This window comes from Halomonas sp. RT37 (assembly GCF_040070525.1).
Classification (GTDB): Bacteria; Pseudomonadota; Gammaproteobacteria; order Pseudomonadales; family Halomonadaceae; genus Halomonas; species Halomonas litopenaei.
The window spans coordinates 3,288,657-3,310,897 of the sequence record NZ_CP098827.1 but is presented as its reverse complement, the minus strand read 5'-3'; the positions used below and the strand labels follow the sequence as shown (position 1 = coordinate 3,310,897).

Genomic DNA, 22,241 nt, shown 5'->3' with positions numbered 1-22,241 from the left:
AAAGGGCAGCCTGGGCTGCCCTTTCTCTTGACCATGCCGGCTGTTGATCCTGCTGGCGCTTGATCCTGCTGGCACCTGATCTTGCCGGCACTTGATCATGCATGCTCGTGGTGCTTCCGACGAGCGTAGCGCTGATCAGTGCTCGTGGCCGCCTTCGCCGTGCACGTGGCCGTGCTCGATTTCTTCCTGGCTGGCTTCACGGACTTCGGCGATCTCGACGTCGAAGTTCAGGTTCTGGCCGGCCAGCGGGTGGTTGCCGTCGACGGTGACGGTGTCGCCTTCGACCTGGGTCACGGTGACCATCAGCGGACCGCCCTGGGTCTGCGCCTGGAACTGCATGCCCGGCTCGATGCTCTCGACACCCTGGAAGGCGTCACGCGGCACTTCCTGGACGAGCTGCTCCTGTACTTCGCCGTAACCTTCGGCGGGGGCAACCTTGGCGTTGACCTTGTCGCCGGCGGCCTTGCCTTCGAGTTCCTTTTCCAGACCCGGAATGATGTTGCCGGCGCCGTGGAGGTAGGTCAGCGGCTCGCGGCCTTCCGAGCTGTCCAGCACTTCACCTGCATCATTGGTCAGGGTGTAGTGGAACGCGACAACGGAATTTTGCGCAATTTGCATTGATGAACCTTTGGTGAGTGCGTGTGAGGACGCATGGTAACGCGTGGGTGCTGGGGCTGTCAGGGGCGTGGGACATTTTTCACCTTGTGTGGTCATATCCTGAACGGTATTCACGCGCGCCCTCTGCCACCTTCGGGTTGTTGCGCAGTATCGGTGGTGGGGATACCCTCTTGTGAGATTTTTCGATTCTGCCTTTCACGCTTTTCTTGCGGAGCTGAACATGACGCTATTTGTGATCTGGGTGCTGGCCTTTGCGGTACTGCTGGCGGTGATGATCAAGGCCTGGGACAAGGGCCTGAGCTGTGCCCTGGGCAGCCTGCTGCCGGCGGTACTGCGCAGTGACGATGACCAGTGGATCTGGTGCCCCGCCCTTGCCGTGCTGGGGGCCACCTTCATCGTCTTCCCCATCGATATGCTGATGACACTGCTGGTGATCGGCATCATCGCCCTGGTGGGCTGCAAGCTGGGCTGCTGGGTGATGGGCAAGGTCCACTAGTCGGTGGTGACGTGAATCACCTGGCGTTCACCTGGTGATCACCGAAAGGGCCCTGAGGCGGATACGCCTCAGGGCCCTTTGTATGTAACGCAGAGATGTTTGCGGCGGAGCGAAGTGCTGTTGTCGCTTACAAGGACAAGCCCCTTTCGCGAGCGCCTTCGTCAAGCCCTCAGTAGGGGGCAACACTCTGACGTGAACCGCTGCCGATCAGGCGAACACGCTGCCCCACCTGGAAGGCCTGGTCTGCCTTCTGCACGACGACCACGGTCTGGCCGCTGTCCTTGCGAATCTCCATCTCCCAGGCGTCGGTGCGGTTGACGCCTTTCTCGATCTGGTTGCCGGCCACGGCGCCACCGATGGCACCTGCGGCGGTGGCGATGGTGCGACCGGAACCGCCGCCGACCTGGTTGCCGAGCAGGCCACCGATCACCGCGCCACCACCGGTGCCGAGGATGCCGCCGGCGGAGCTTTCACCCTGGATCTGGACGCGACGCAGGGCGGTGATGGTGCCGAACTGCACGTTCTGGGCGGTCTGAGCCTGGTTGCCGGAATAGACGTTGCCCGAGTACTGATTGGTGGCGGTGCAGCCGGCAAGCACCACGACGCTCAGCGCCAGGACAGGAAGGATGGAAGTTTTCATGGCGATTCTCCTTGAATGTCTTCTGCGCCGCATTCTGAACGCATCGGTTCGGGTCACATTCGCTTGTAGTGGTACCGCACCAAAGTTCGCAAACGCTGTTCGAAAATAGTGTAACGCCTGTTTGGAGGCTTTGACAGGGCGATGGTTCCCCGGATCCAACGATGATCGGGTCTCGTCCGTCCCATGGTGGCCGTCCGCCTGTCGCCCTTGTCGCCCCGCGACTGCCACTGAGTCGCGCCGACAGCGCTTTCCTGACATTCATCATATGCCGAACCGGACCTGCCAGGCCAATGGGCATCGGAGGGAGTCGCATGGCTGCAGTTGTCGGACTCGCTGGAGCCAGACGTGTTAGTTCGAGAGTAGGCCCTTGCCAGGGAAGAAGGAAAGGCTGGCTTGGCAGGGCAAGGTCACGGACAGCAAAAAGGGAGGCCGACGGCCTCCCTTTCTCACAGTCACAGGGCTCAGTGTCTGGGCTCAGTGACTGGGTGCCGCTGGCCCGCGATCCTTAGCCGAACTGGTTCATGGTGTTGTCCTTGCCGCCGGCCTTGAGCGCCGCGTCGCCGTGGAAGAACTCCTTGTGGTCGTCACCGATATTGGAGCCGGCCATGTCCTGGTGGCGAACGGTGGCGATACCCTCGCGGATCTCGCGGCGCTGCACACCCGCCACGTAGGCCAGCATGCCCTCGTCGCCGAAGTAGCCCTTGGCCAGGTTGTCGGTAGACAGGGCGGCCGTGTGGTAGGTCGGCAGGGTGATCAGGTGGTGGAAGATGCCTGCCTCGCGGGCGGCGTCACGCTGGAAGTTGCGCGTCCACTCGTCGGCCAGTTGGCCAAGCTCAGTGTCGTCGTAGCGTGCGTTCATCAGGTCGGCACGCTCGTAGGCGGAGACGTCCTTGCCTTCGGCTTCCCAGGCGTCGAACACCTGCTGGCGGAAGTTCAGCGTCCAGTTGAACGACGGCGAGTTGTTGTAGACCAGCTTGGCGCTGGGCACCGCCTCGCGGATGCGGTTGACCATGCCGGCGATCTGGCCGACGTGGGGCTTTTCGGTCTCGATCCACAAAAGATCGGCACCGTTCTGCAGGCTGGTGATGCAGTCCAGCACCACCCGGTCTTCGCCGGTGCCAGGCTTGAACTGATAGAGGCCGGAGGCGAGACGCTTGACCTTTACCAACTTGCCGTTCTGCTTGATCACCACGTCGCCGTTGTCGATATCGGAGGCCGAGGAAATCTCTTCACCGTCGAGGAAGCTGTTGTACTGATCGCCCAGGTCGCCTGGCTCGTTGGTGACCGCGATCTTCTGGGTCAGGCCGGCACCCAGGGAATCGGTACGGGCCACGATCACCCCATCATCCACGCCCAGTTCAAGGAAGGCGTAACGTACGGCGTTGATCTTGGCGATGAAGTCCTCGTGGGGCACGGTGACCTTGCCGTCCTGGTGGCCGCACTGCTTCTCGTCGGACACCTGGTTCTCGAGCTGGATACAGCAGGCACCGGCCTCGATCATCTTCTTGGCCAGCAGGTAGGTGGCCTCGGCGTTGCCGAAACCGGCGTCGATGTCGGCGATGATCGGCACGATGTGCGTTTCGTGGTTGTCGATCTGGTTGGTCAGATCGTCGACCTTGGCGCTGTCACCGGCTTCCTTGGCTTCTTCTCGGGCACGGAACAGGTGGTTGAGCTCCCAGGTGTCGGCCTGGCGCAGGAAGGTGTAGAGCTCCTCGATCAGCGATGCCACGCTGGTCTTCTCGTGCATGGACTGGTCGGGCAGCGGACCGAACTCGCTGCGCAGGGCGGCGACCATCCAGCCGGACAGGTAGAGGTAGCGGCGCTTGGTGTTGCCAAAGTGCTTCTTGATGGAAATCAGCTTCTGCTGACCGATGAAGCCGTGCCAGCAGCCCAGAGACTGGGTGTAGTTGGCGGTGTCGGCGTCGTAGGCGGCCATGTCCTCGCGCATGATGGCGGCGGTGTAGCGAGCGATGTCGAGACCAGTGCGGAAACGGTTCTGCACGCGCATGCGGGCGGCGCTTTCCGGATCGATGTTGTCCCACTTGCCGCGCTGGGCTTCACGAAGCTGGGTCAGGGTCTTCAGTTCTTCACGAAAGGTCATGATCGGGCCGTCCTGATGTTGAATCGACTGTTTGGTTCGACGTTCTGATACGACTTGCCTGGCATCCATGGTGAGGGGCGGTGTCGGGGCGGTCGCTTTCGACCGGCCTTTGGCTCCAGTGGCTTGCAGGCTCTTGCGGTTGGCGTCATTGCAAGAGGATCGACTGCTCGCCATGCCATGCTGCACCTGCGAAGTGTAGTCAGGTTCCTGCACCTTGGCCGAGAAGTCTTTACGGCCTTGGTCGAATCTTGGCGGAACGGTAGAGGTCGACTACAAAGTGAGCGATCTGACTCGCCATCGAGGTCTGTCCGCTGCGCCATGGTTGTGACTATGGCCCACAGCGGCGGGGGTTCGCCATTGGTACTTGGGGGGACAAGGCGTTGTAGTCCGACTACAGGAAAGCGCCGTAGAGGCACATTCCTGTAGTTGAGTTTCCTGAACGGAGGAGCTGACGGAGAGGTCAGTCGTTCAGGGAGAGGGTCATATTGCGATGCGGAATGCCGGCGTCGAGGAAGATATCTCCCTCGGCGCGGAAGCCCAGGGCTTCGTAGAAACCGAGCGCATGGGTCTGGGCGGCGAGCTCGACGCTCGAGTGACCACGCTGTCGCGCAGCCTTGATGGTGGCGCGCATCAGCGCCACGCCGACGCCGAGTCCACGGGCTTCGGCAAGCACCGCGACGCGACCGATATGGCCATCGGGCAGCAGTCTCGCCGTACCCAGTACACGCTCGTCCTGGCGCGCCAGGAAATGCAGGCAGTCGGGGTCGAGGCCGTCCCACTCTTCCTCGATCGGCACCTGCTGTTCGATGACGAAGACGCGATAGCGAATGTCACCGGCCGCTTCCCCCAGTTGTTCCCAGCTTCCCTGTTCGATCACCACCTCAGGCATCGTCGTCCTCCATGTCGTCAACCGGCCAGCCAAGGCTGCCGGAGTCGAACAGCCGTGTCAGCACCTCGGCGGCGCCGGGGTAGTCGAGCAGCGAGGCGTCGAACTCGCCGCGGTTGGCGATCTCGCGGGCCAGCGCCAGATCGCAGTCGATGCCGTCGCCGTCGGCAAACAGGGTGGCCCGGTCGTCCGCCAGCGCGTGCCAGGCGAAGCGAGAGCCCGGCGCGGCCACCAGCACTTCGCCTTCCTGTAGTGCAGCAACAAGCTCGTCTGGCGCCGTCGGTGTCTCGCTGGGCTCGAGCTGGTCCACGTACTTGGGCTGGGTCATCACCCGGCCGAACCACTGGGCCATCTGGGCCGGATCGTCCAGGGTCTCGAGGATCAACTGGCGCATGCGTGACAGCGCTGCCTGATCGAGTTCGCCCGGGTCCTCGGCCGGGGTCATTCCGGCATCGCCGTAGCGGCGAGAGGGGGGTTGCTGCTCACCCAGGTAGTCGGCGAAGGAGGTGATCGCCTCGTCCGCCGAGGGGGCGCGAAAGCCCACCGAGTAGGTCATGCAGTCATCGCTCTGACTGACCCCATGGTGTGCCCAGCCGGGGGGCAGGTAGAGCATGTCGCCGGGCTCCAGCACCCAGTCCTGTTCGGCGTTGACCTCGAAGGTCTCGAGGATACGCAGGTCGATGCCGCGCACGATGGGTGCGTCATCGGCCACCTTGCCGCCAAGCTGCCAGCGGCGCTGACCACTGCCCTGGAGCAGGAAGACATCGTACTGGTCCAGGTGCGGGCCGACACTGCCCCCCGGAGGCGCGTAGCTGACCATGATGTCATCCAGGCGCCAGCGCGGCAGGAAGGTGAAGTCCTCCAGCAGGGCGGCGACCTCCGGCACATAGTGATCCACCGCCTGTACCAGCAGGGTCCAGTCGTGCTCCGGCAGGCGGGCGAAGGTGGCCTCGTCGAAGGGGCCGTGGCTGACCTGCCAGGGTCCGTCGGGGCCCTGTTCCTCGACCAGGCGTGCCTCGATATTGTCCTCGCAGGCGAGCCCGGCCAGTTCGTCTGGCGTCAGCGGGTTGTCGAAGTCGGGGAAGGCGCCACGGATCAGCAGCGGTTGCTGTTGCCAGACATCGCGCAGGAACTCTGCCGATGTCAGGCCGCCCAGCAGGGTGAGGGGGGTATCAGTTGACATGAGGAATCCTGATGGTGATTGGGAGTAGCGGGCTAGGTATCGGCCCCGGCCCCGAAGAGAGGGCTCCAGAAACGCCTCACCCCACCGATTGGCGGGGTGAAGCGGGGTTCTGTCAGCGGCTCCGGCTCAGTGCTGCGGCAGGGCGCGAGCCTGCTCGACGGCATTGCCGATGTAGTTGCCGGGGGTCAGCTGCTTGAGCTCTGCCTTGACCTCGTCGGGCAGTTCCAGGCCATCGATGAAGGCGGCGAAACCGGCCTGGTCGATGCGCTTGCCGCGGGTCAGCTCCTTCAACTTTTCGTAGGGCTTCTCGATGCCGAAGCGACGCATCACCGTCTGGATTGGCTCGGCCAGCACTTCCCAGCTGGCGTCCAGGTCCTCGGCCAGACGCTGGGGATTGGCCTCCAGCTTGCCGATGCCTTTCAGCGAGGCCTGGTAGGCGATCAGGCCGTAGGCCAGACCGACGCCCAGGTTGCGCAGCACGGTGGAGTCGGTCAGGTCACGCTGCCAACGGGAGATCGGCAGCTTCTGGGCCAGGTGGGCGAGGATGGCATTGGCCAGGCCCAGATTACCCTCGGAGTTCTCGAAGTCGATCGGGTTGACCTTGTGCGGCATGGTCGAGGAGCCGATCTCGCCGGCCACGGTGCGCTGCTTGAAGTAACCCAGCGAGATGTAGCCCCAGACGTCACGATCGAAGTCGATCAGGATGGTGTTGAAGCGACACACAGCGTCGAACAGCTCGGCGATATAGTCGTGGGGTTCGATCTGGGTGGTATAGGGATTGAAGGTCAGGCCCAGGCCTTCGACGAAGGTGCGAGCGTTGGCCTCCCAGTCGATGTCCGGGTAGGTGGCCAGGTGGGCGTTGTAGTTGCCCACGGCGCCGTTGATCTTGCCCAGTACCTCGGCGCTTTCGATCTGCTTGAGCTGGCGGCGCAGACGGTAGGCCACGTTGGCCATTTCCTTGCCCAGGGTGGTGGGGCTGGCGGTCTGACCATGGGTGCGCGACAGCATTGGCACGGCAGCGTGCTCTTCGGCCAGACGGGCGATCTCGTCGGCCACCTGGCGCATGGTCGGCAGCAGGCTGTCGAGGCCATCGCGCAGCATCACGCCGTAGGACAGGTTGTTGATGTCCTCGCTGGTGCAGGCGAAGTGCACGAACTCGGTGACGGCATGCAGCTCTGCATTGTCGGCAATGGCTTCCTTGATCCAGTACTCGACCGCCTTGACGTCGTGGTTGGTGGTGCGCTCGATGTCCTTGATGCGCGCCGCGTCGGCTTCGCTGAAGTTCTTGACCAGGCCATCCAGGAAGGCTGTGGCGGTGGCCGACAGCTCCGGCACCTCGGTGATCTGCGGGTGCGCGGCCAGGCGCTCCAGCCAGCGGATCTCGACGATGACGCGGGCGCGGATCAGGCCAAATTCGCTGAAGTGTTCGCGCAGTGATTCGGCCTTGCTGCCGTAGCGACCGTCGACGGGAGAGAGGGCGGTGAGAGCGGAGAGTTGCATGGCGGTTTTCCGGTACGGGTAGGAAAGGAAGATCGAGCGATCAGAGGGTGTCCAGGGCGCGCTTGAGGCTGCCCCGCTGGAAGATCAGCTTCCAGCGACGTCCGCCCTGCTGGTGCCACAGCAGGCCGAAGCGAATGCCGGAGAGCAGGCAGGCGCGGACCCGCTCAGGCATCATCCGGCTTTGCAGCAGCGAAGGGTCGCCCTGGACCACGATTCGGTTCTTGAAGGTGGAAAGCGTCTGCTGGTAGGCCTCGCCGAGGCTCGCCACGACGTTCTCGTGGGTCGGACCGAAGTGTTCGGCCTGGCCCTGGATACGGGTCAGGTGGGTGCCGAGCGCGTCCATCATGTCGGGCTGGGTGCGCAGCTTGTTCATCAGCAGCATCAGGCTGAAGCCGTAGCGCATCACCACCGGGTTGGCCTGGCGTCGGCCGAGCACTGCCTCCAGGGTCTCGAGCCCCAGGCGCAGATTGTTGGGATGCCCGCCATAGATGGATTCGAAGGTTGGCGGGTTGGTTTCCAGGGTGGCGGTGATCTGGGTGTCCCAGGCGCGGCTGTCGACCTGGCCGGTGCGCGCCAGCTCGTCGACCAGATGGGCGGCCTGAAATACGCCGGCCAGGGCGATCGCCTGGCGAGCCGCCGGGGACTCGGGGGCGCGGTGGATAGGTACCGAATCGGTCATGCCGCTCGCTCCTCGGCGTTCCAGGTGGACCGGATGACGCCGCCGCCGAGGCAGACGTCACCGTCGTAGATGACCAGCGATTGGCCCGGTGTCACGGCCCGCTGTGGGTCGTCGAAGTGTACCGCGACGCCGCCATCGGCCCGGGTCGTCAGCGTGCATGGCACGTCGTCCTGACGATAGCGGGTCTTGGCGCTGAAGCGCCCCTCGGCGCAAGGCGGTTCACCGGCGACCCAATCCATCGCCTCGGTGGCCAGGCTGTCGGTGTACAACAGGGGGTGATGCTTGCCTTGAACCGCGATCAGCACGTTGCGCTCGAGGTCCTTGCCGGCCACGTACCAGGGGTCTTCCGAATAGTTGGCGAGACCGCCGATGCCGAGGCCCTGGCGCTGGCCCAGGGTGTAGTACATCAGGCCCATGTGATCGCCGATGACGTCGCCGTCCGGTGTCTCGATGGTCCCCGGCTGGGCCGGCAGGTACTGCTTGAGAAAGTCGCTGAAGCGGCGCTCGCCGATGAAGCAGATACCGGTGGAGTCCTTCTTCTTTGCGGTAACCAGATCGTGCTGTTCGGCGATGGCGCGAACCTCGGGCTTTTCGATCTCGCCCACCGGGAACAGGGTGCGCGCGATGGCGGCTTCCGGCACGGCGTGCAGGAAGTAGCTCTGGTCCTTGTTGCCGTCGAGTCCCTTGAGCAGTCGCGGGCGGCCGTCGCGCTCGCCGCGGCGAACATAGTGACCGGTGGCGATCATCTCGGCGCCGAGCATCTCGGCGTAGTCGAGGAACACCTTGAACTTGATTTCGCGGTTGCAAAGGATATCGGGATTCGGTGTGCGTCCGGCCTTGTACTCGGCGAGGAAGTGCTCGAACACATTGTCCCAGTACTCGGCGGCAAAGTTGGCCGTGTGCAGGGGGATGTCGAGCTTCTTGCACACCGCTTCGGCGTCCGCCAGGTCTTCCATGGCGGTGCAGTATTCGGTGCCGTCGTCCTCATCCCAGTTCTTCATGAACAGCCCTTCCACCTGATAGCCCTGTTGGATCAGGCGGAGGGCGGAAACGGAGGAATCGACGCCGCCGGACATGCCGACGATGACTTTGCCGGTGGACGCTGACATAACGACTCTCGGAGTGGTGGGGCAAATGGGCGGTGATTATACACGAATTGCACCCGTCAACCGAAGCCTCAGCGTTCGTGCAGCACCTCCATCGGGAAGGTCTTGCCGGCCAGGGCGTCGCGGATGCGCTTGATCACCAGTGGGCTGCGCAGGCGGCCCTCGCGCTCCAGCGCCTCGACGTCCTCCAGGGTCAGCCAATGGATGGCCATGATATCCCGGTCCAGTTCGGTGCCCAGGTGGGCCAGCGCCATGCCGAAGAAGGCGTGGCTGTGGAAGGTCTTGCCGTCCGGGGCCTCGTACACGTACATGCCCAGGTAGTCGGTGATGCCGACCCGCCAGGCGGTCTCTTCGGCGACCTCGCGCAGGGCGCCGTCGCGGATGCGCTCACCGGGTTCCAGGTGGCCGGCGGGCTGGTTGAACAGGGTATGGGGGCCGCCACGGTCTTCTTCCACCAGCAGGAAACGACCGGCTCGTTCGACCACCGTGGCCACGGTCACGTAGGGGGTCCAGCGCATTATCGGCGTCTCCTTGTTGTAGGGGCTGAGCCCCGGGGGCGCTTTGGCGCGTGCAGCGTCTGGCGCTGCCATTGTCCCGGGGCCAGGCCGTCGAGCCGCCAGGGGCCGATGGCGACGCGTACCAGCCTCAGCGTCGGGTGGCCCACATGGGCGGTCATCCTGCGCACCTGGCGGTTGCGCCCCTCGCTGATGGTCAGCTCCAGCCAGCAGGTAACGGGATGGCGCTTCGGGTCCAGGGGCGGCGTGCGCTCGGGCAGCCCGCTGGTCGTCAGTCGCCGGACCTTGGCCGGCCGGGTGGGTCCATCCTTGAGAGTGACCCCTTCGGCGAGCGCCTTCAAGGCCCGATCGTCCGGCTGTCCCTCGACGAGCACTCGATACGTCTTCGGCTGCTTGTGGCGCGGGTGGCTGATACGATGAATCAACTCGCCATCGTCACTGAGCAACAACAGGCCTTCGGAATCGTAGTCGAGGCGGCCGGCCGGATAGATGTCCGGCACGTCGATCAGCGAGGCCAGGGTATTGCGTCCCTGGTCATCGGTGAACTGGGACAGCACCCGATAGGGCTTGTGCAGCAGATAAAGTTGACTCATGGGCGGGCTCGATGATCTGGCTCGGAAGGCGTGGCGGCGGGCCGTTTAGGCCTTTTCCAAAGATTGTCGACAAAGCCTACTCCGGGCGCGGGGGGTAATGCTATACTCCGCGCTCCACTGAATAGACCTGACAGGGGAGTTCTCAATGGGTTTCCAGAAAATTGTCGTCCCTGAGGGCGGCGAAAAGATCACCGCCAACGCCGACAACAGCCTGAACGTACCGAATAATCCGATCATTCCCTTCATCGAGGGTGACGGTATCGGTGTCGACGTGACCCCGGCGATGAAGATCGCCATCGACGCCGCTGTGCAGAAGGCTTACAACGGCGAGCGCAAGATCCACTGGATGGAAGTCTACGCCGGCGAGAAGGCCACCCACGTCTATGACGCGGACACCTGGCTGCCGGAAGAGACCCTGGAAGCGGTCAAGGACTACATCGTTTCCATCAAGGGCCCGCTGACCACGCCGGTCGGTGGCGGCATCCGTTCACTGAACGTGGCGCTGCGCCAGAAGCTGGACCTGTACGTCTGTCAGCGCCCGGTGCGCTGGTTCGAAGGCGTGCCGAGCCCGGTCAAGAAGCCTGCCGACGTCGACATGGTCATCTTCCGCGAGAACTCCGAAGATATCTACGCCGGCATCGAATGGAAGGCCGGTACCGCGGAAGCCGACAAGGTCATCAAGTTCCTGCGTGAAGAGATGGGTGTCACCAACATCCGCTTCCCCGAGAACTGTGGCATCGGCGTCAAGCCGGTCTCCATCGAAGGCACCAAGCGTCTGGTCCGTCAGGCCCTGCAGTACACCATCGACAACGACCGCGAGTCGCTGACCCTGGTGCACAAGGGCAACATCATGAAGTTCACCGAAGGCTCCTTCAAGGATTGGGGCTACGAGCTGGCCAAGGAAGAGTTCGGCGCCGAACTCCTCGATGGCGGCCCCTGGATGACCTTCAAGAACCCGAAGACCGGCAAGGACATCGTGGTCAAGGACGTCATCGCCGACGCCATGCTGCAGCAGATCCTGCTGCGTCCGGCCGAATACGACGTCATCGCCACCCTGAACCTGAACGGTGACTACCTGTCCGACGCCCTGGCGGCGGAAGTGGGCGGCATCGGCATCGCGCCGGGCGCCAACATCTCCGACACCACCGCCATGTTCGAGGCGACCCACGGCACCGCGCCGAAGTACGCCGGCCAGGACAAGGTCAACCCGGGCTCGCTGATCCTCTCCGCCGAGATGATGCTGCGCCACATGGGTTGGGTCGAGGCCGCCGATCTGGTGCTCAAGGGCGTGGAGAAGGCCATCAGCAAGGGCGAGGTCACCTACGACTTCCATCGCCTGATGGAAAACGCCACGCTGTTCAAGTGCTCCGAGTTCGGTCAGGCCGTCGCCGACAACATGTAAGCGACGTACCGATCGTCCGATGACAGCGTCTGGTGCCGGTGATCGCTATCGCCCGTACCGGCTGTTCATCGCGGCGCTCTGAAAAGGCCCTCGCCCGCTCGGGCGGGGGCTTTTTGCTTTGTACGTTTTTTGCGTGAAAGCGTCCGTCGGATTTCCGATAATGGGAGACGGAACGGAACCCTGCCGCGCCGCCGACGTCCAATGCTCGACGCGGGTGGGCGCAGGCACCCGATTGACAGTGTGAGGCCTATGTTCAACGCAAGAGAGGAGGATCCTGTCTGGATCCGTGCCCCCTTCGCCGGAATGACCCGTCCGCCCAGTGAGCCGGGCGAGCAGGATGACGGTGACCTGGCGACCCAGGAGGCTGACCCCGAGGTGGCCAGGCCACCCATGTATAAGGTTGTCTTGCATAACGACGACTTCACCCCCATGGAGTTTGTGGTGGAGGTGCTGCAGACCTTCTTCCATCTGGACAGCGAGACCGCCGTGCAGATCATGCTGACGGTCCACAGCCACGGAAAGGCAACCTGCGGTGTCTTTACCCATGACATCGCCGAGACCAAGAGCCATCAGGTCAACGAGTATGCGAGAGAGTGCCAGCATCCGCTGTTGAGCGATATCGAGGCAGCGGACTGAGACGGGTCGATATCGGATCGCCCTGACAGTGCTGCCGCTGGCGGCGACGAGTGGTCACAGATCCGCACAAGCCGGCCCCGCGTTAACGAGAGACGGCTGCTGCGTTGACGAAGAACTTGCAACGGCGCCATTTGTACCCGATGTTGATGGTGCCGGACCACAAAAGATCCGATGCAAGCCCTATGCGGCGAGAAGGGGACTGCCATGCTGAGCAAAGAACTTGAACTGACCCTGAACACGGCCTTCACCGTGGCGCGTTCCAAGCGCCATGAGTTCATGACCGTGGAGCACTTGTTGCTGGCGCTTCTGGATAATGCTTCAGCATCAGATGTGCTGCGTGCCTGTGGGGCCAATCTCGACAAGCTGCGGTCCGACCTGCAGGATTTCATCAATTCCACCACCCCGCTGATTCCGGAAGACCAGACCGAGCGCGAGACCCAGCCGACGCTGGGCTTCCAGCGAGTGCTTCAGCGGGCCGTGTTCCACGTGCAGTCTTCTGGCAAGAGCGAAGTGACCGGTGCCAACGTACTGGTTGCGATCTTCTCCGAGCAGGAGAGCCAGGCGGTCTACTTCCTCAAGCAGCAGAACGTGGCACGGGTCGATGCGGTCAACTACATCGCCCACGGGATCTCCAAGGTCACCGGCCACGGCCAGAGCCCGTCTTCGGCGGCTCCCGAGGCCGAGGACGCCGAGGAAGCCGGCAGCGAGGCCGGCGGCAATCCGTTGACCGGTTTTGCCACCAACCTCAACGAGCAGGCCCGCATGGGCAAGATCGACCCCCTGATCGGGCGTGATCACGAGCTCGAGCGGGTGGTGCAGATTCTGGCACGGCGGCGCAAGAACAACCCCTTGCTGGTCGGTGAGGCCGGCGTCGGCAAGACCGCCATCGCCGAGGGCCTGGCCAAGCGCATCGTCGAGGAAGACGTGCCCGATGTGATCGGCGACGCCGTGGTGTACTCGCTGGACATGGGCGCGCTGCTGGCGGGTACCAAGTATCGTGGTGACTTCGAGAAGCGCTTGAAGAGCCTGCTGGCGGAACTGCGCAAGCTGCCCAACGCCATCCTGTTCATCGATGAGATCCATACGGTGATCGGCGCCGGTGCGGCGTCCGGTGGAGTGATGGACGCATCGAACCTGCTCAAGCCGCTGCTGTCCTCCGGCGAGCTGCGCTGTATCGGCTCCACCACCTTCCAGGAATTCCGCGGTATCTTCGAGAAGGATCGTGCCCTGGCACGTCGTTTCCAGAAGGTCGATGTGATGGCCCCCTCGGTCGAGGACTCCATCAAGATCCTCAAGGGGCTGCGTTCACGCTTCGAGGAGCACCACCAGCTCAAGTACACCGACGCCGCGCTGGACAGCGCCGCGCGGCTGGCGGATCGCTACATCAACGACCGCTTCCTGCCGGACAAGGCCATCGATGTCATCGATGAGGCCGGTGCCCACCAGCGCCTGTTGCCGCCGGAAATGCGCGTGGACACCATCGACGTCGATCAGGTCGAGGCGGTGGTCGCTTCCATCGCGCGGATTCCGCCGAAGAGCGTATCCAGCTCCGATCGCAAGCTGCTCGAGAACCTGGATCGCGATCTCAAGATGCTGGTGTTCGGTCAGGATGAGGCCATCGACAGCCTGGCGGCGGCGATCAAGCTGTCCCGCGCCGGGCTCAAGTCGCCGGACAAGCCGGTCGGCAGCTTCCTGTTCGCCGGCCCCACCGGCGTCGGCAAGACCGAGGTGGCGCGTCAGCTGGCCCATATCATGGGGGTCGAACTGCTGCGCTTCGACATGTCCGAGTACATGGAACGGCACACGGTTTCGCGGCTGATCGGCGCACCTCCTGGCTATGTCGGCTATGACCAGGGTGGTCTGCTGACCGAGGCGGTCACCAAGCAGCCCCACTGCGTGCTGCTGCTCGACGAGATCGAGAAGGCGCACCCCGAGGTCTTCAACCTGCTGCTGCAGGTCATGGACCACGGTCGTCTGACCGACAACAACGGGCGCGAGGCGGATTTCCGTCACGTCATTCTGATCATGACCTCCAACGCCGGGGTCGAGATCGCGACGCGTCGCTCGATCGGTTTCCAGACCCAGGACCACTCCACCGATGCCATGGAGGCGATTCGCAAGACCTTCACGCCGGAGTTCCGCAACCGTCTGGATGGCATCATCCAGTTCGCGTCGCTGGCCAAGCCTGTCGTACGCAATGTGGTCGACAAGTTCCTGGTGGAACTGCAGGCCCAGCTCGACGAGAAGCGGGTGCAGCTCGAGGTGGACGACGAGGCGCGCGATTGGCTGGCGACCATGGGTTACGACCCGGACATGGGCGCCCGCCCCATGGCTCGACTGATCCAGGAAAAGCTGAAGAAGCCCCTGGCCGAGATGATCCTGTTTGGGGATCTGGCCGAGCACGGTGGGCTGGTGCACGTCAGTCTGGAGGACGGAGAGCTTCACCTGTCCACCGACGTGGAGATGGCCGACGCGCCTTGAGCGTCGAGGCAGGCTTTGTGGGGTGTGGCCAAGCCTGAAGCCTGCCTGTTGGGCCTGCCTGCTGAGACTATCAGCAAGTTGGTTGCTTCGACTGGTCAGGAAGTGAAACTACGCGACGCCCCGTCAACGACGGGGCGTCGTCGTTTGTATCCAGCAGGGTCTGGACGGCAACAGCCGTGCGAATCCCCGGTAGCGGGTCGTTGCCCGGCTTTTGGACGAGGCAGTGCCGCCCTGCTGCGTCAGGCAAAGCAGGGCTGGTGCTGCACCAGAGTCTTGCTGTCTTGCAAAAGGGGGCTGCGCTTGCCGGTGGGGTGGGGCGCGCCGCTAAGGCGCGTTACCGGCAAGTAGCGTCGGCGCTGAAGCGCTGACGCCGGCCGTTCTCAACGGGAACGGTAGACGATGCGACCCTTGGACAGGTCGTAGGGAGTCAGCTCGACCTTGACCTTGTCACCGGTCAGGATGCGGATGTAGTTCTTGCGCATCTTGCCCGAGATGTGGGCGGTCACCACGTGGCCGTTTTCCAGTTCGACCCGGAACATGGTGTTGGGAAGGGTGTCGACGACCACGCCTTCCATTTCGATATGGTCTTCGCGTGCCATATAGGCGAATCCTCGCTGGTGAAATCGAAAAGATGCCTGACCTTGAGGCGTCACTGCCGTTACTGTGGTCAGGATAGCGCGATATTCTGCCGGATGCAGAAGCAGATGGCAAAGGCAGATGGCTGATCGGCCCTCAAAGTGCGCGATATTCTGCCGCTTTCCAGTATCCCCGGAAGCAGATGGCAAAGGCAGATGGCTGATCGGCCCTCAAAGTGCGCGATATTCTGCTGCTTTCCAGTATCCCCGGAGCCAGATGGCAAAGGCAGATGGCTGATCGGCCCTCAAAGTGCGCGATATTCTGCCGCTTTCCAGTATCCCCGGACTCAGATGGCAAAGGCAGATGGCTGATCGGCTCTCAAAGTGCGCGATATTCTGCCGATTTCCAGTATCCCCGGAGGCAGATGGCAAAGGCAGATGGCAGGTTAGCTCTCAAGGATAAGCAAAGTTCACGATATTCTGCCGCTTTCCAGTATCCTCGGAAGCAGATGGCAAAGGCAGATGGCCATTGATAGCAGGCTAGCCCCTCAAAGTGCGCGATATTCTGCCGCTTTCCAGTATCCCCGGAGGCAGATGGCAAAGGCAGATGGCAGGTTAGCTCTCAAGGATCAGCAAGGTGAGCGATATTTTGCCGCTCTCTAGAGAGCAGAGAACGTGCTTGAGCTATCAGGTTGGGCGATTACTCGCTGTCGATCGGTACCAGTCGTCGCCAGAGCCGGCCATCCAGGCGCTCGAGGGGCGAGAAGCTGCTCTTGTAGCTCATCTTGCGGCACTCCTCGATCCAGTAGCCCAGATAGACGTGGGGGAGTCCCTTCAGGGATGCCATCTGGATCAGAGCCAGCACAGCCTGGGTGCCAAGAGAACGGCGCTCGAGGCTGTGGTCCGGGTCGAAGAAGGTGTAGATGGCGGACAAGCCATGGCGCAGCTCGTCGAAGGCCGATACCGCTACCAGCTTTCCGTCCAGGCGCATCTCCAGCAGTCTCGCGTAGGGCTGATCGAGGCTCAGGAAGGTACGGTACTGCTCGTGACTCGGTGGGAACATGTCGCCGTCATGGTGGCGCGTGCAGATATAGCGGGCGTAGAGGTCGTAGTGGCGGGAGTCGAACTGCGCCGGCACCACCTCGATGGTCAGGTCGGCATTGCGCCGCATCAGGCGTCGCTGGGTGCGATTGGGGCTAAAGTCCGCTACCGGGATTCGCACGGAGATGCAGGCGTGGCAGCCTTCACAGTGAGGGCGGTAAAGATGCAGACCGCTGCGACGGAAGCCAAGTAGCGTAAGCGCGTCATATACGCCCTGTCCCGGGGATTCCTTGGGATCCAGGAACAGGGTGGTCGCTTCCTTGCCCGGCAGATAGCTGCAGGCGTGCGGCACAGTAAGAAAGAACCGCAGGTCGCGTACGGGTTGACGCGGTGTATTGCTGCTCAAGGCTGCCGTCTCCCTGTCGGATGGCATCGAGTGATGGATCAGGCGTTGGTATGGGTCGTGTCAATGGTGGTCGTCATACATGGCCTTCTGATACCAGGTCATTCACCGATGCCGGTGAATGACCATGCCGGCGTAGTCAGGCTGTCTCGGTCCAGATCATCCAGCCACCTCTCAAGATAGCCGATGAAGGCTGATCGAGCGATACCTCGAGCGCCGAGGCTGGCCAGGTGGGGCGTGTGCATCTGGCAGTCGATCAGACGCCCGCCGCCGGCCGCCATGGCGCGGGCCAGATGCACCAGGGCGATCTTGGAGGCATCGGCCTCGCGGCTGAACATCGATTCGCCGAAAAACACCGGTCCCAGGGCGACACCATAGAGCCCGCCGACCAGTCGGTCGTCACGCCAGATTTCCACCGAGTGAGCGACCCCCTCCCGGTGCAGGTCGCAGTAGGCGTCACGCATTTCATCGGTGATCCAGGTGCCTGACGCATGACCATCGTTGCGCGGTGCAGCACAGGCGTCGATGACGGCGTCGAACGCCTGGTCGGCGGTGGCGCGAAAGCCCCCGTTGCGTAGCCGCTTGGCGAGGCTTCGGCGCACGCGTAGCTCTTCGGGGTGCAACACCATGCGCGGATCGGGGCTCCACCAGAGAATCGGCTGGTCGTCGCTGTACCAGGGGAAGATTCCGCGGCGGTAGGCCTCTATCAGCCATTCGGGAGATAGCCCGCCGCCAGCGGCCAGCAGGCCGTCCGGGTCGTCGAGGGCAATATCGACCGAAGGAAAGGTCACTGGATGTTCGTTGAGCCAGGGCAGCATGGGGCTCCCTTTGCAATACCGGGTGGAAGATGGGGCAGTGTGCCCCCAGCCCGCGCTTCGCTCAAGGTATGCTGGGCCTATTCGCTCACCGGCTGGCTCGGTATCATGACCGCCAGTCAGAAGGATGGAAGACGCCGTTATGGCGCAAGGGGAAGGCCGTTTGAGTGCCAACAAGAAGTCCATGTCGTCGCGCGCGACGGCGGCAGCCGCCAAGGAGACCGCCCGCAAGGTCGGGTTGCGTCTGCATGGCTCTGCCAGGGAAGGTGTGATCATCGTACTGCTGGCTGCCTGCGTATTCCTGCTGCTGGCACTGTTCAGCTTCGAGCCGGCGGACCCCGGCTGGTCGAGCAGTGGCCCCGAGACCGCGGTGGCCAACTGGATGGGCCCCATCGGGGCCTGGCTCGCCGACGTGCTGTATTCGTTGTTTGGCATCAGCGCCCTGTGGTGGCCAGGCATGCTGGCGTTTGCCGCCTGGTATCTGATCCGTTCCCGTCGAGTGGAGTTCGAGTGGGATGCGACCGCCCTGGCCGTGCGCTGCGGCGGGCTGATTCTGCTGCTGCTGGGGTGCACCACCCTGGGGGCGCTCTACTTCCATCAGCCCGACAGCGTGTTGCCATACTCCACCGGTGGCATCCTCGGAGTCGGGCTGGTCGGCGCCCTGCGGCCACTGGTGGGCGTCGGCGGAACAGGTCTGCTCGCCGTTGTCGCTATCCTGGGCGGAATGCCGCTGTTTACCGGGTTGTCCTGGCTCAATGTCATGGACGAGGCGGGCCACCGTTGTCTGTTGCTGGGACGCTGGCTCAAGTCCCGCTTCGCATCGTCTAAAGACGAGGACGACGCAGGGCAGAGCGCTGACCAGCACAGTGCACCTGAGCCCAGGGCCAAGGCGTCATCGCCGATCGACAGCGAAGATGGCGAGGAAAGCGATACGACGCCCCGGCCCTCCTTGTGGCAGCGCCTGCGCGGCAAGGGGACACCGACCGACCTGAATGAGGCCGCGGGGTCGTCCATGGGCGACGACGGCAACACCGATATTCCCTGGGACGTGGCGGAATCCACGCCGTCGGCCAAGCAGCCTGGCGCTGCCTATACCGAACGCTTTGCCGAGGCCGCGCCTCGCCGTCGCCATGAAGGTAGCGTTCAGGACGGCACCACAACGCCGCGGGACACCCGTCCCACCGAACCTGAGGGCGGGCGGCGAGAGCCGACCCTGGCCCCGGAGCCCACGGCTTCCAGAGAGCGGCGAGAGCCGACCCTGGGCGGCAGTTTTGCGGCAGGGGCACCTTCGGCGGCAAGGGCAGAAGAGCCGATGTCGCTGCGTGCAGAGAGGGATGCGCCGGTGCCTTCGCCTGAACGTGCAAGCGAGCCGAGCTCTTTAGAGGCCCCCGAAGCCGGGCCTACTGCTCAGGCACGCTCTCCACAGGCACGCTCTCCACAGGCGCGCTCTCCACAGGCGCCCGAAACCGCGCCTGGCACTTCTCAGGCGCGCTCTCCGCAGGCGCCCGGTGCCGCGCCAGCCGCGCAGGGCTCTCAACAGGAGCGCTCTCCACAGGCGCCCGGGGCCGCGCCCGCCGGGCCTGGCTCTTCACAGGCGCGCTCTTCACAGGCGCGCTCTCCGCAGGCGCCCGAAACTGCGCCCGAAGCCGCGCCAGCCGTGCCTAGCTCTTCTCAGGAGTCCGAGGCTGCGCCGTCCGCGCCGGCGCCCGCCGCTCCACAGGAGCCGCGTCGGGAAGAGCCCGCTCACGGGGAGGAGCCGTCGAGCCACCAGACGCAGCCTCGTCGGGAGGAGCGTCGTGCCGAGGAAATCCCCGAGCCGGTGCTGCCTGATGACGGTGGTGCCCTGGCTGGCGGCGCCATCGCTGCAGGGGCGGGTGCCGGTCTGTTGGCGGCCACCCATGAGGCGCCGCGTAGTGTCTCGAGCCAGGCCCCCAGTTCTTCTCCCCGTCCGTCTTCTGCTGAGGACGCTGGTCAGGATGCTGGTCAGCGCGTGCAGCAGGAAGCGGCCCGCAGCGACGCCGGCACGCCGGCCGAGCCTCCCCGCGCTGAGCCAGGTCACGACGCCGCGGGCGCGAATGTTGGCGGAGGCCACGACAGCGTGGGCGAAGGACGTGTGGCTACCGCCGAGCAAGCCCGTGAGGCCGCCGACAACGACGGCCCGACGCTGTGGACGGTAGAGCACCTGCAAAGCCAGCGTCCCGGTTTCGATGACCTGCCGGAACCCGACGGCGAGCTGCCAAGCCTCAGGCTATTGACCCCGCCGGAGCCGCATCAGCCCAACTACACCGAGCAGCAACTGGCCGACATGGCGGAGTTGCTCGAGATGCGCCTGCGCGAATACGGCGTCAAGGCCGAGGTCGTCGATACCTGGCCGGGCCCGGTCATCACCCGCTTCGAGATCAAGCCGGCAGCGGGGGTGAAGGTCTCCAAGATCAGCAACCTGGCCAAGGACCTGGCGCGTTCGCTGATGGTCAAGAGCGTACGCGTGGTGGAGGTGATACCCGGCCGTCCCACCGTGGGTATCGAGATCCCCAACCCCAATCGCGCGATGATCCGCCTGCGTGAGGTGATCGACTCGGACCGTTACCAGCACGAGGCCTCCGGTCTCACCATGGCGCTGGGTCAGGACATCGGCGGCGCCGCGGTGGTGGCCAACCTGGGCAAGATGCCCCACGTGCTGGTCGCCGGTACCACCGGCTCGGGCAAGTCGGTCGGGGTCAACGCCATGCTGATCTCGATGCTGCTCAAGGCGACCCCCGACGAGCTTCGGCTGATCATGGTCGATCCCAAGATGCTGGAGCTGTCGGTCTATGACGGTATCCCGCACCTGCTGGCGCCGGTGGTCACCGACATGAAGGAGGCCGCCAACGCCCTGCGCTGGTGCGTGGCCGAAATGGAGCGTCGCTACAAGCTGATGGCCGCCATGGGAGTGCGCAACATCGCCGGCTTCAACAGCAAGCTCGATGAGGCCGAGCGGGCCGGTGCCCAGGTGGCCGATCCATTGTGGGAGCCCCAGCCCTGGGAGATGCACCAGACCCCGCCGGTGCTGGAAAAGCTGCCCTACATCGTGGTGGTGATCGACGAATTTGCCGACATGTTCATGATCGTCGGCAAGAAGGTCGAGGAGCTGATCGCCCGACTGGCGCAGAAGGCCCGCGCCGCCGGTATCCATCTGGTGCTGGCGACCCAGCGTCCCTCGGTGGATGTGGTCACCGGCCTGATCAAGGCCAACATCCCCACCCGCATGGCCTTCCAGGTGTCGTCGCGGGTCGACTCCCGCACCATCCTCGATCAGGGCGGCGCCGAGAACCTGCTGGGCCATGGTGACATGCTCTACTTGCCGGCGGGCTCGGGTCAGCCGACCCGCGTGCACGGCGCCTTCGTCGATGACGATGAGGTGCACCGGGTGGTGGAAGACTGGAAGCGGCGCGGCGAGCCCGAGTACATCGACGAGATCCTCTCCGGTGGTGTTTCCGCCGATGCACTGACCGGGCTCGAGGCCGAAGGCACCGGCGATGACAGCGACGCCGAGCAGGACGCCCTCTATGACGAGGCCGTGGCCTTCGTCACCGAGACGCGCCGAGCCTCGATCTCGGCGGTCCAGCGGCGCTTCAAGATCGGCTACAACCGCGCCGCACGCCTGGTCGAGGCCATGGAGATGGCCGGGGTGGTATCGTCCATGGGCAGCAACGGCGGGCGAGAGGTGCTGGCACCGCCGCCCACCGCAGGCTAACCCGATCGGCGCGACACTGTCTCCATTTGGGGACAGTGTCGCGTCAGGATGTAATCACCATGCAAGAGGGTGTCACGACCGGGTTCAGCGGCAACTTGCCAGGCATACTGGACTCAAACGGACATCCTCCCGGCGCCGGAGCCGCTCCGGCGCGACAAGGATTTCGACGATTTCGACGGAGAGACGCTATGCCCGCACGCCTTACCTTGAGTTCCGGTCTTGCCACGCTGGCCCTGGCGCTGGCGATCCCCGCCACCGCCCTGGCCGACGGCGCTGAGCGCCTGACCCGAATGCTGGAGCCGTTGAACACCTATTCCGCCGACTTCGAGCAGCAGATCCTCGACGGCAGTGGCCAGCGCCTGCAGCAGACCGAAGGGCACATGTGGCTGTCGCGCCCCGGCAAGTTCCGCTGGGAGGTCAAGGCACCTTACGAGCAGATCGTGGTGTCGGACGGCGACGAGGTCACCCTCTATGACCCCGATCTCGAGCAGGCCACCATCCAGCCGCTGGATGAGCGCATCACCCACACCCCGGCTCTGCTGCTGTCCGGCAGCGCCAATGAGCTCACCGACAGCTACGAGGTCAAGAGCTCGCAGCAAGGCACCGCCGAGACCTTCACCCTGGAGCCCAAGGCTTCGGACACCCTGTTCGAAAGCCTGCGCCTGACCTTCTACAGCGAGCAGCTGGCGGCGCTGGAGATGACCGACAGCACCGGTCAGCGTACCGCCATCGCCTTCGATAACGCCGAGCAGAACGGCAACATCGATGACCAGCGCTACCGCTTCGAGGTGCCTGAGGGTACCGACGTGATTCGCCAGACCCGCTGATCACACCTGCC

Annotated in this window: 19 protein-coding genes; 6 read left to right on the top strand and 13 right to left on the bottom strand. The window is 64.0% G+C overall.

The annotated features are described in order from the left end of the window. Positions 1 to 135 precede the first annotated feature (135 nt). The gene (locus tag NFG58_RS14475) at positions 136 to 618 is read right to left on the bottom strand and encodes a peptidylprolyl isomerase (RefSeq protein ID WP_045992921.1); all 483 of its coding nucleotides are present in this window, start codon (positions 616 to 618) and stop codon (positions 136 to 138) included. A gap of 220 nt (positions 619 to 838) precedes the next feature. Between NFG58_RS14475 and NFG58_RS14470 the strand changes: the two genes are divergently transcribed. Beyond that, entirely contained in the window at positions 839 to 1,114 is a 276-nt protein-coding gene (locus tag NFG58_RS14470; protein ID WP_045992920.1) for a hypothetical protein, read from the top strand. A gap of 169 nt (positions 1,115 to 1,283) precedes the next feature. Here the strand turns inward: NFG58_RS14470 and NFG58_RS14465 are convergent, their stop codons facing one another. From NFG58_RS14465 to NFG58_RS14425, 9 genes are all read right to left on the bottom strand, one after another. Next, the gene (locus NFG58_RS14465; RefSeq protein WP_108449068.1) at positions 1,284 to 1,754 is read right to left on the bottom strand and encodes a glycine zipper 2TM domain-containing protein; all 471 of its coding nucleotides are present in this window, start codon (positions 1,752 to 1,754) and stop codon (positions 1,284 to 1,286) included. Positions 1,755 to 2,259: 505 nt separating this feature from the next. Further along, positions 2,260 to 3,855: an isocitrate lyase gene (locus NFG58_RS14460; protein ID WP_108133257.1), complete on the bottom strand. Its 1,596-nt coding sequence runs from the start codon at positions 3,853 to 3,855 to the stop codon at positions 2,260 to 2,262. 460 nt (positions 3,856 to 4,315) lie between these two features. Continuing rightward, positions 4,316 to 4,744: a GNAT family N-acetyltransferase gene (locus tag NFG58_RS14455; RefSeq protein ID WP_348814576.1), complete on the bottom strand. Its 429-nt coding sequence runs from the start codon at positions 4,742 to 4,744 to the stop codon at positions 4,316 to 4,318. Next, entirely contained in the window at positions 4,737 to 5,924 is a 1,188-nt protein-coding gene (locus NFG58_RS14450) for a cupin domain-containing protein (RefSeq protein ID WP_348826822.1), read from the bottom strand. Before NFG58_RS14450 ends, NFG58_RS14455 begins: the two co-directional genes overlap by 8 nt. A gap of 126 nt (positions 5,925 to 6,050) precedes the next feature. Next, a complete protein-coding gene (gene purB / locus NFG58_RS14445) occupies positions 6,051 to 7,424 on the bottom strand; it encodes an adenylosuccinate lyase (protein WP_348826821.1) in 1,374 nt (457 codons plus the stop codon). Positions 7,425 to 7,464: 40 nt separating this feature from the next. Next, complete coding sequence (gene hflD / locus NFG58_RS14440; RefSeq protein ID WP_045992914.1) at positions 7,465 to 8,103, bottom strand: high frequency lysogenization protein HflD; 639 nt, start codon at positions 8,101 to 8,103, stop codon at positions 7,465 to 7,467. Next, complete coding sequence (gene mnmA / locus NFG58_RS14435; RefSeq protein WP_045992913.1) at positions 8,100 to 9,212, bottom strand: tRNA 2-thiouridine(34) synthase MnmA; 1,113 nt, start codon at positions 9,210 to 9,212, stop codon at positions 8,100 to 8,102. Before mnmA ends, hflD begins: the two co-directional genes overlap by 4 nt. 68 nt (positions 9,213 to 9,280) lie before the next feature. Next, the gene (locus NFG58_RS14430) at positions 9,281 to 9,730 is read right to left on the bottom strand and encodes an NUDIX hydrolase (protein WP_045992993.1); all 450 of its coding nucleotides are present in this window, start codon (positions 9,728 to 9,730) and stop codon (positions 9,281 to 9,283) included. Next, positions 9,727 to 10,317: a pseudouridine synthase gene (locus NFG58_RS14425; RefSeq protein WP_108133262.1), complete on the bottom strand. Its 591-nt coding sequence runs from the start codon at positions 10,315 to 10,317 to the stop codon at positions 9,727 to 9,729. Before NFG58_RS14425 ends, NFG58_RS14430 begins: the two co-directional genes overlap by 4 nt. 145 nt (positions 10,318 to 10,462) lie before the next feature. Here NFG58_RS14425 and icd point away from each other — a divergent pair, with 145 nt between their 5' ends. From icd to clpA, 3 genes are all read left to right on the top strand, one after another. Further along, positions 10,463 to 11,719 carry an NADP-dependent isocitrate dehydrogenase gene (icd, locus tag NFG58_RS14420; protein ID WP_045992911.1) on the top strand — a complete coding sequence of 419 codons (1,257 nt, stop codon included), beginning with the start codon at positions 10,463 to 10,465 and terminating at the stop codon, positions 11,717 to 11,719. Between the two features lie 303 nt (positions 11,720 to 12,022). Next, positions 12,023 to 12,355 (top strand): ATP-dependent Clp protease adapter ClpS, encoded by a 333-nt coding sequence (gene clpS, locus NFG58_RS14415; RefSeq protein ID WP_045992910.1) that lies wholly within the window; start codon positions 12,023 to 12,025, stop codon positions 12,353 to 12,355. A gap of 204 nt (positions 12,356 to 12,559) precedes the next feature. After that, positions 12,560 to 14,836: an ATP-dependent Clp protease ATP-binding subunit ClpA gene (gene clpA / locus NFG58_RS14410; protein WP_045992909.1), complete on the top strand. Its 2,277-nt coding sequence runs from the start codon at positions 12,560 to 12,562 to the stop codon at positions 14,834 to 14,836. A gap of 380 nt (positions 14,837 to 15,216) precedes the next feature. On the opposite strand, the gene infA is transcribed toward clpA, so the two are convergent. From infA to aat, 3 genes are all read right to left on the bottom strand, one after another. Further along, entirely contained in the window at positions 15,217 to 15,435 is a 219-nt protein-coding gene (infA, locus tag NFG58_RS14405; RefSeq protein WP_013332816.1) for a translation initiation factor IF-1, read from the bottom strand. 676 nt (positions 15,436 to 16,111) lie between these two features. Further along, the gene (locus NFG58_RS14400; RefSeq protein WP_045992908.1) at positions 16,112 to 16,858 is read right to left on the bottom strand and encodes an arginyltransferase; all 747 of its coding nucleotides are present in this window, start codon (positions 16,856 to 16,858) and stop codon (positions 16,112 to 16,114) included. Between the two features lie 98 nt (positions 16,859 to 16,956). Beyond that, the gene (aat, locus tag NFG58_RS14395) at positions 16,957 to 17,673 is read right to left on the bottom strand and encodes a leucyl/phenylalanyl-tRNA--protein transferase (RefSeq protein ID WP_045992907.1); all 717 of its coding nucleotides are present in this window, start codon (positions 17,671 to 17,673) and stop codon (positions 16,957 to 16,959) included. A gap of 181 nt (positions 17,674 to 17,854) precedes the next feature. Here aat and NFG58_RS14390 point away from each other — a divergent pair, with 181 nt between their 5' ends. Both NFG58_RS14390 and lolA read left to right on the top strand, forming a co-directional pair. Next, complete coding sequence (locus NFG58_RS14390; protein WP_348828140.1) at positions 17,855 to 21,403, top strand: DNA translocase FtsK 4TM domain-containing protein; 3,549 nt, start codon at positions 17,855 to 17,857, stop codon at positions 21,401 to 21,403. Between the two features lie 188 nt (positions 21,404 to 21,591). After that, entirely contained in the window at positions 21,592 to 22,230 is a 639-nt protein-coding gene (gene lolA / locus NFG58_RS14385) for an outer membrane lipoprotein chaperone LolA (protein WP_045992906.1), read from the top strand. The last annotated feature ends 11 nt before the right edge of the window (positions 22,231 to 22,241 follow it).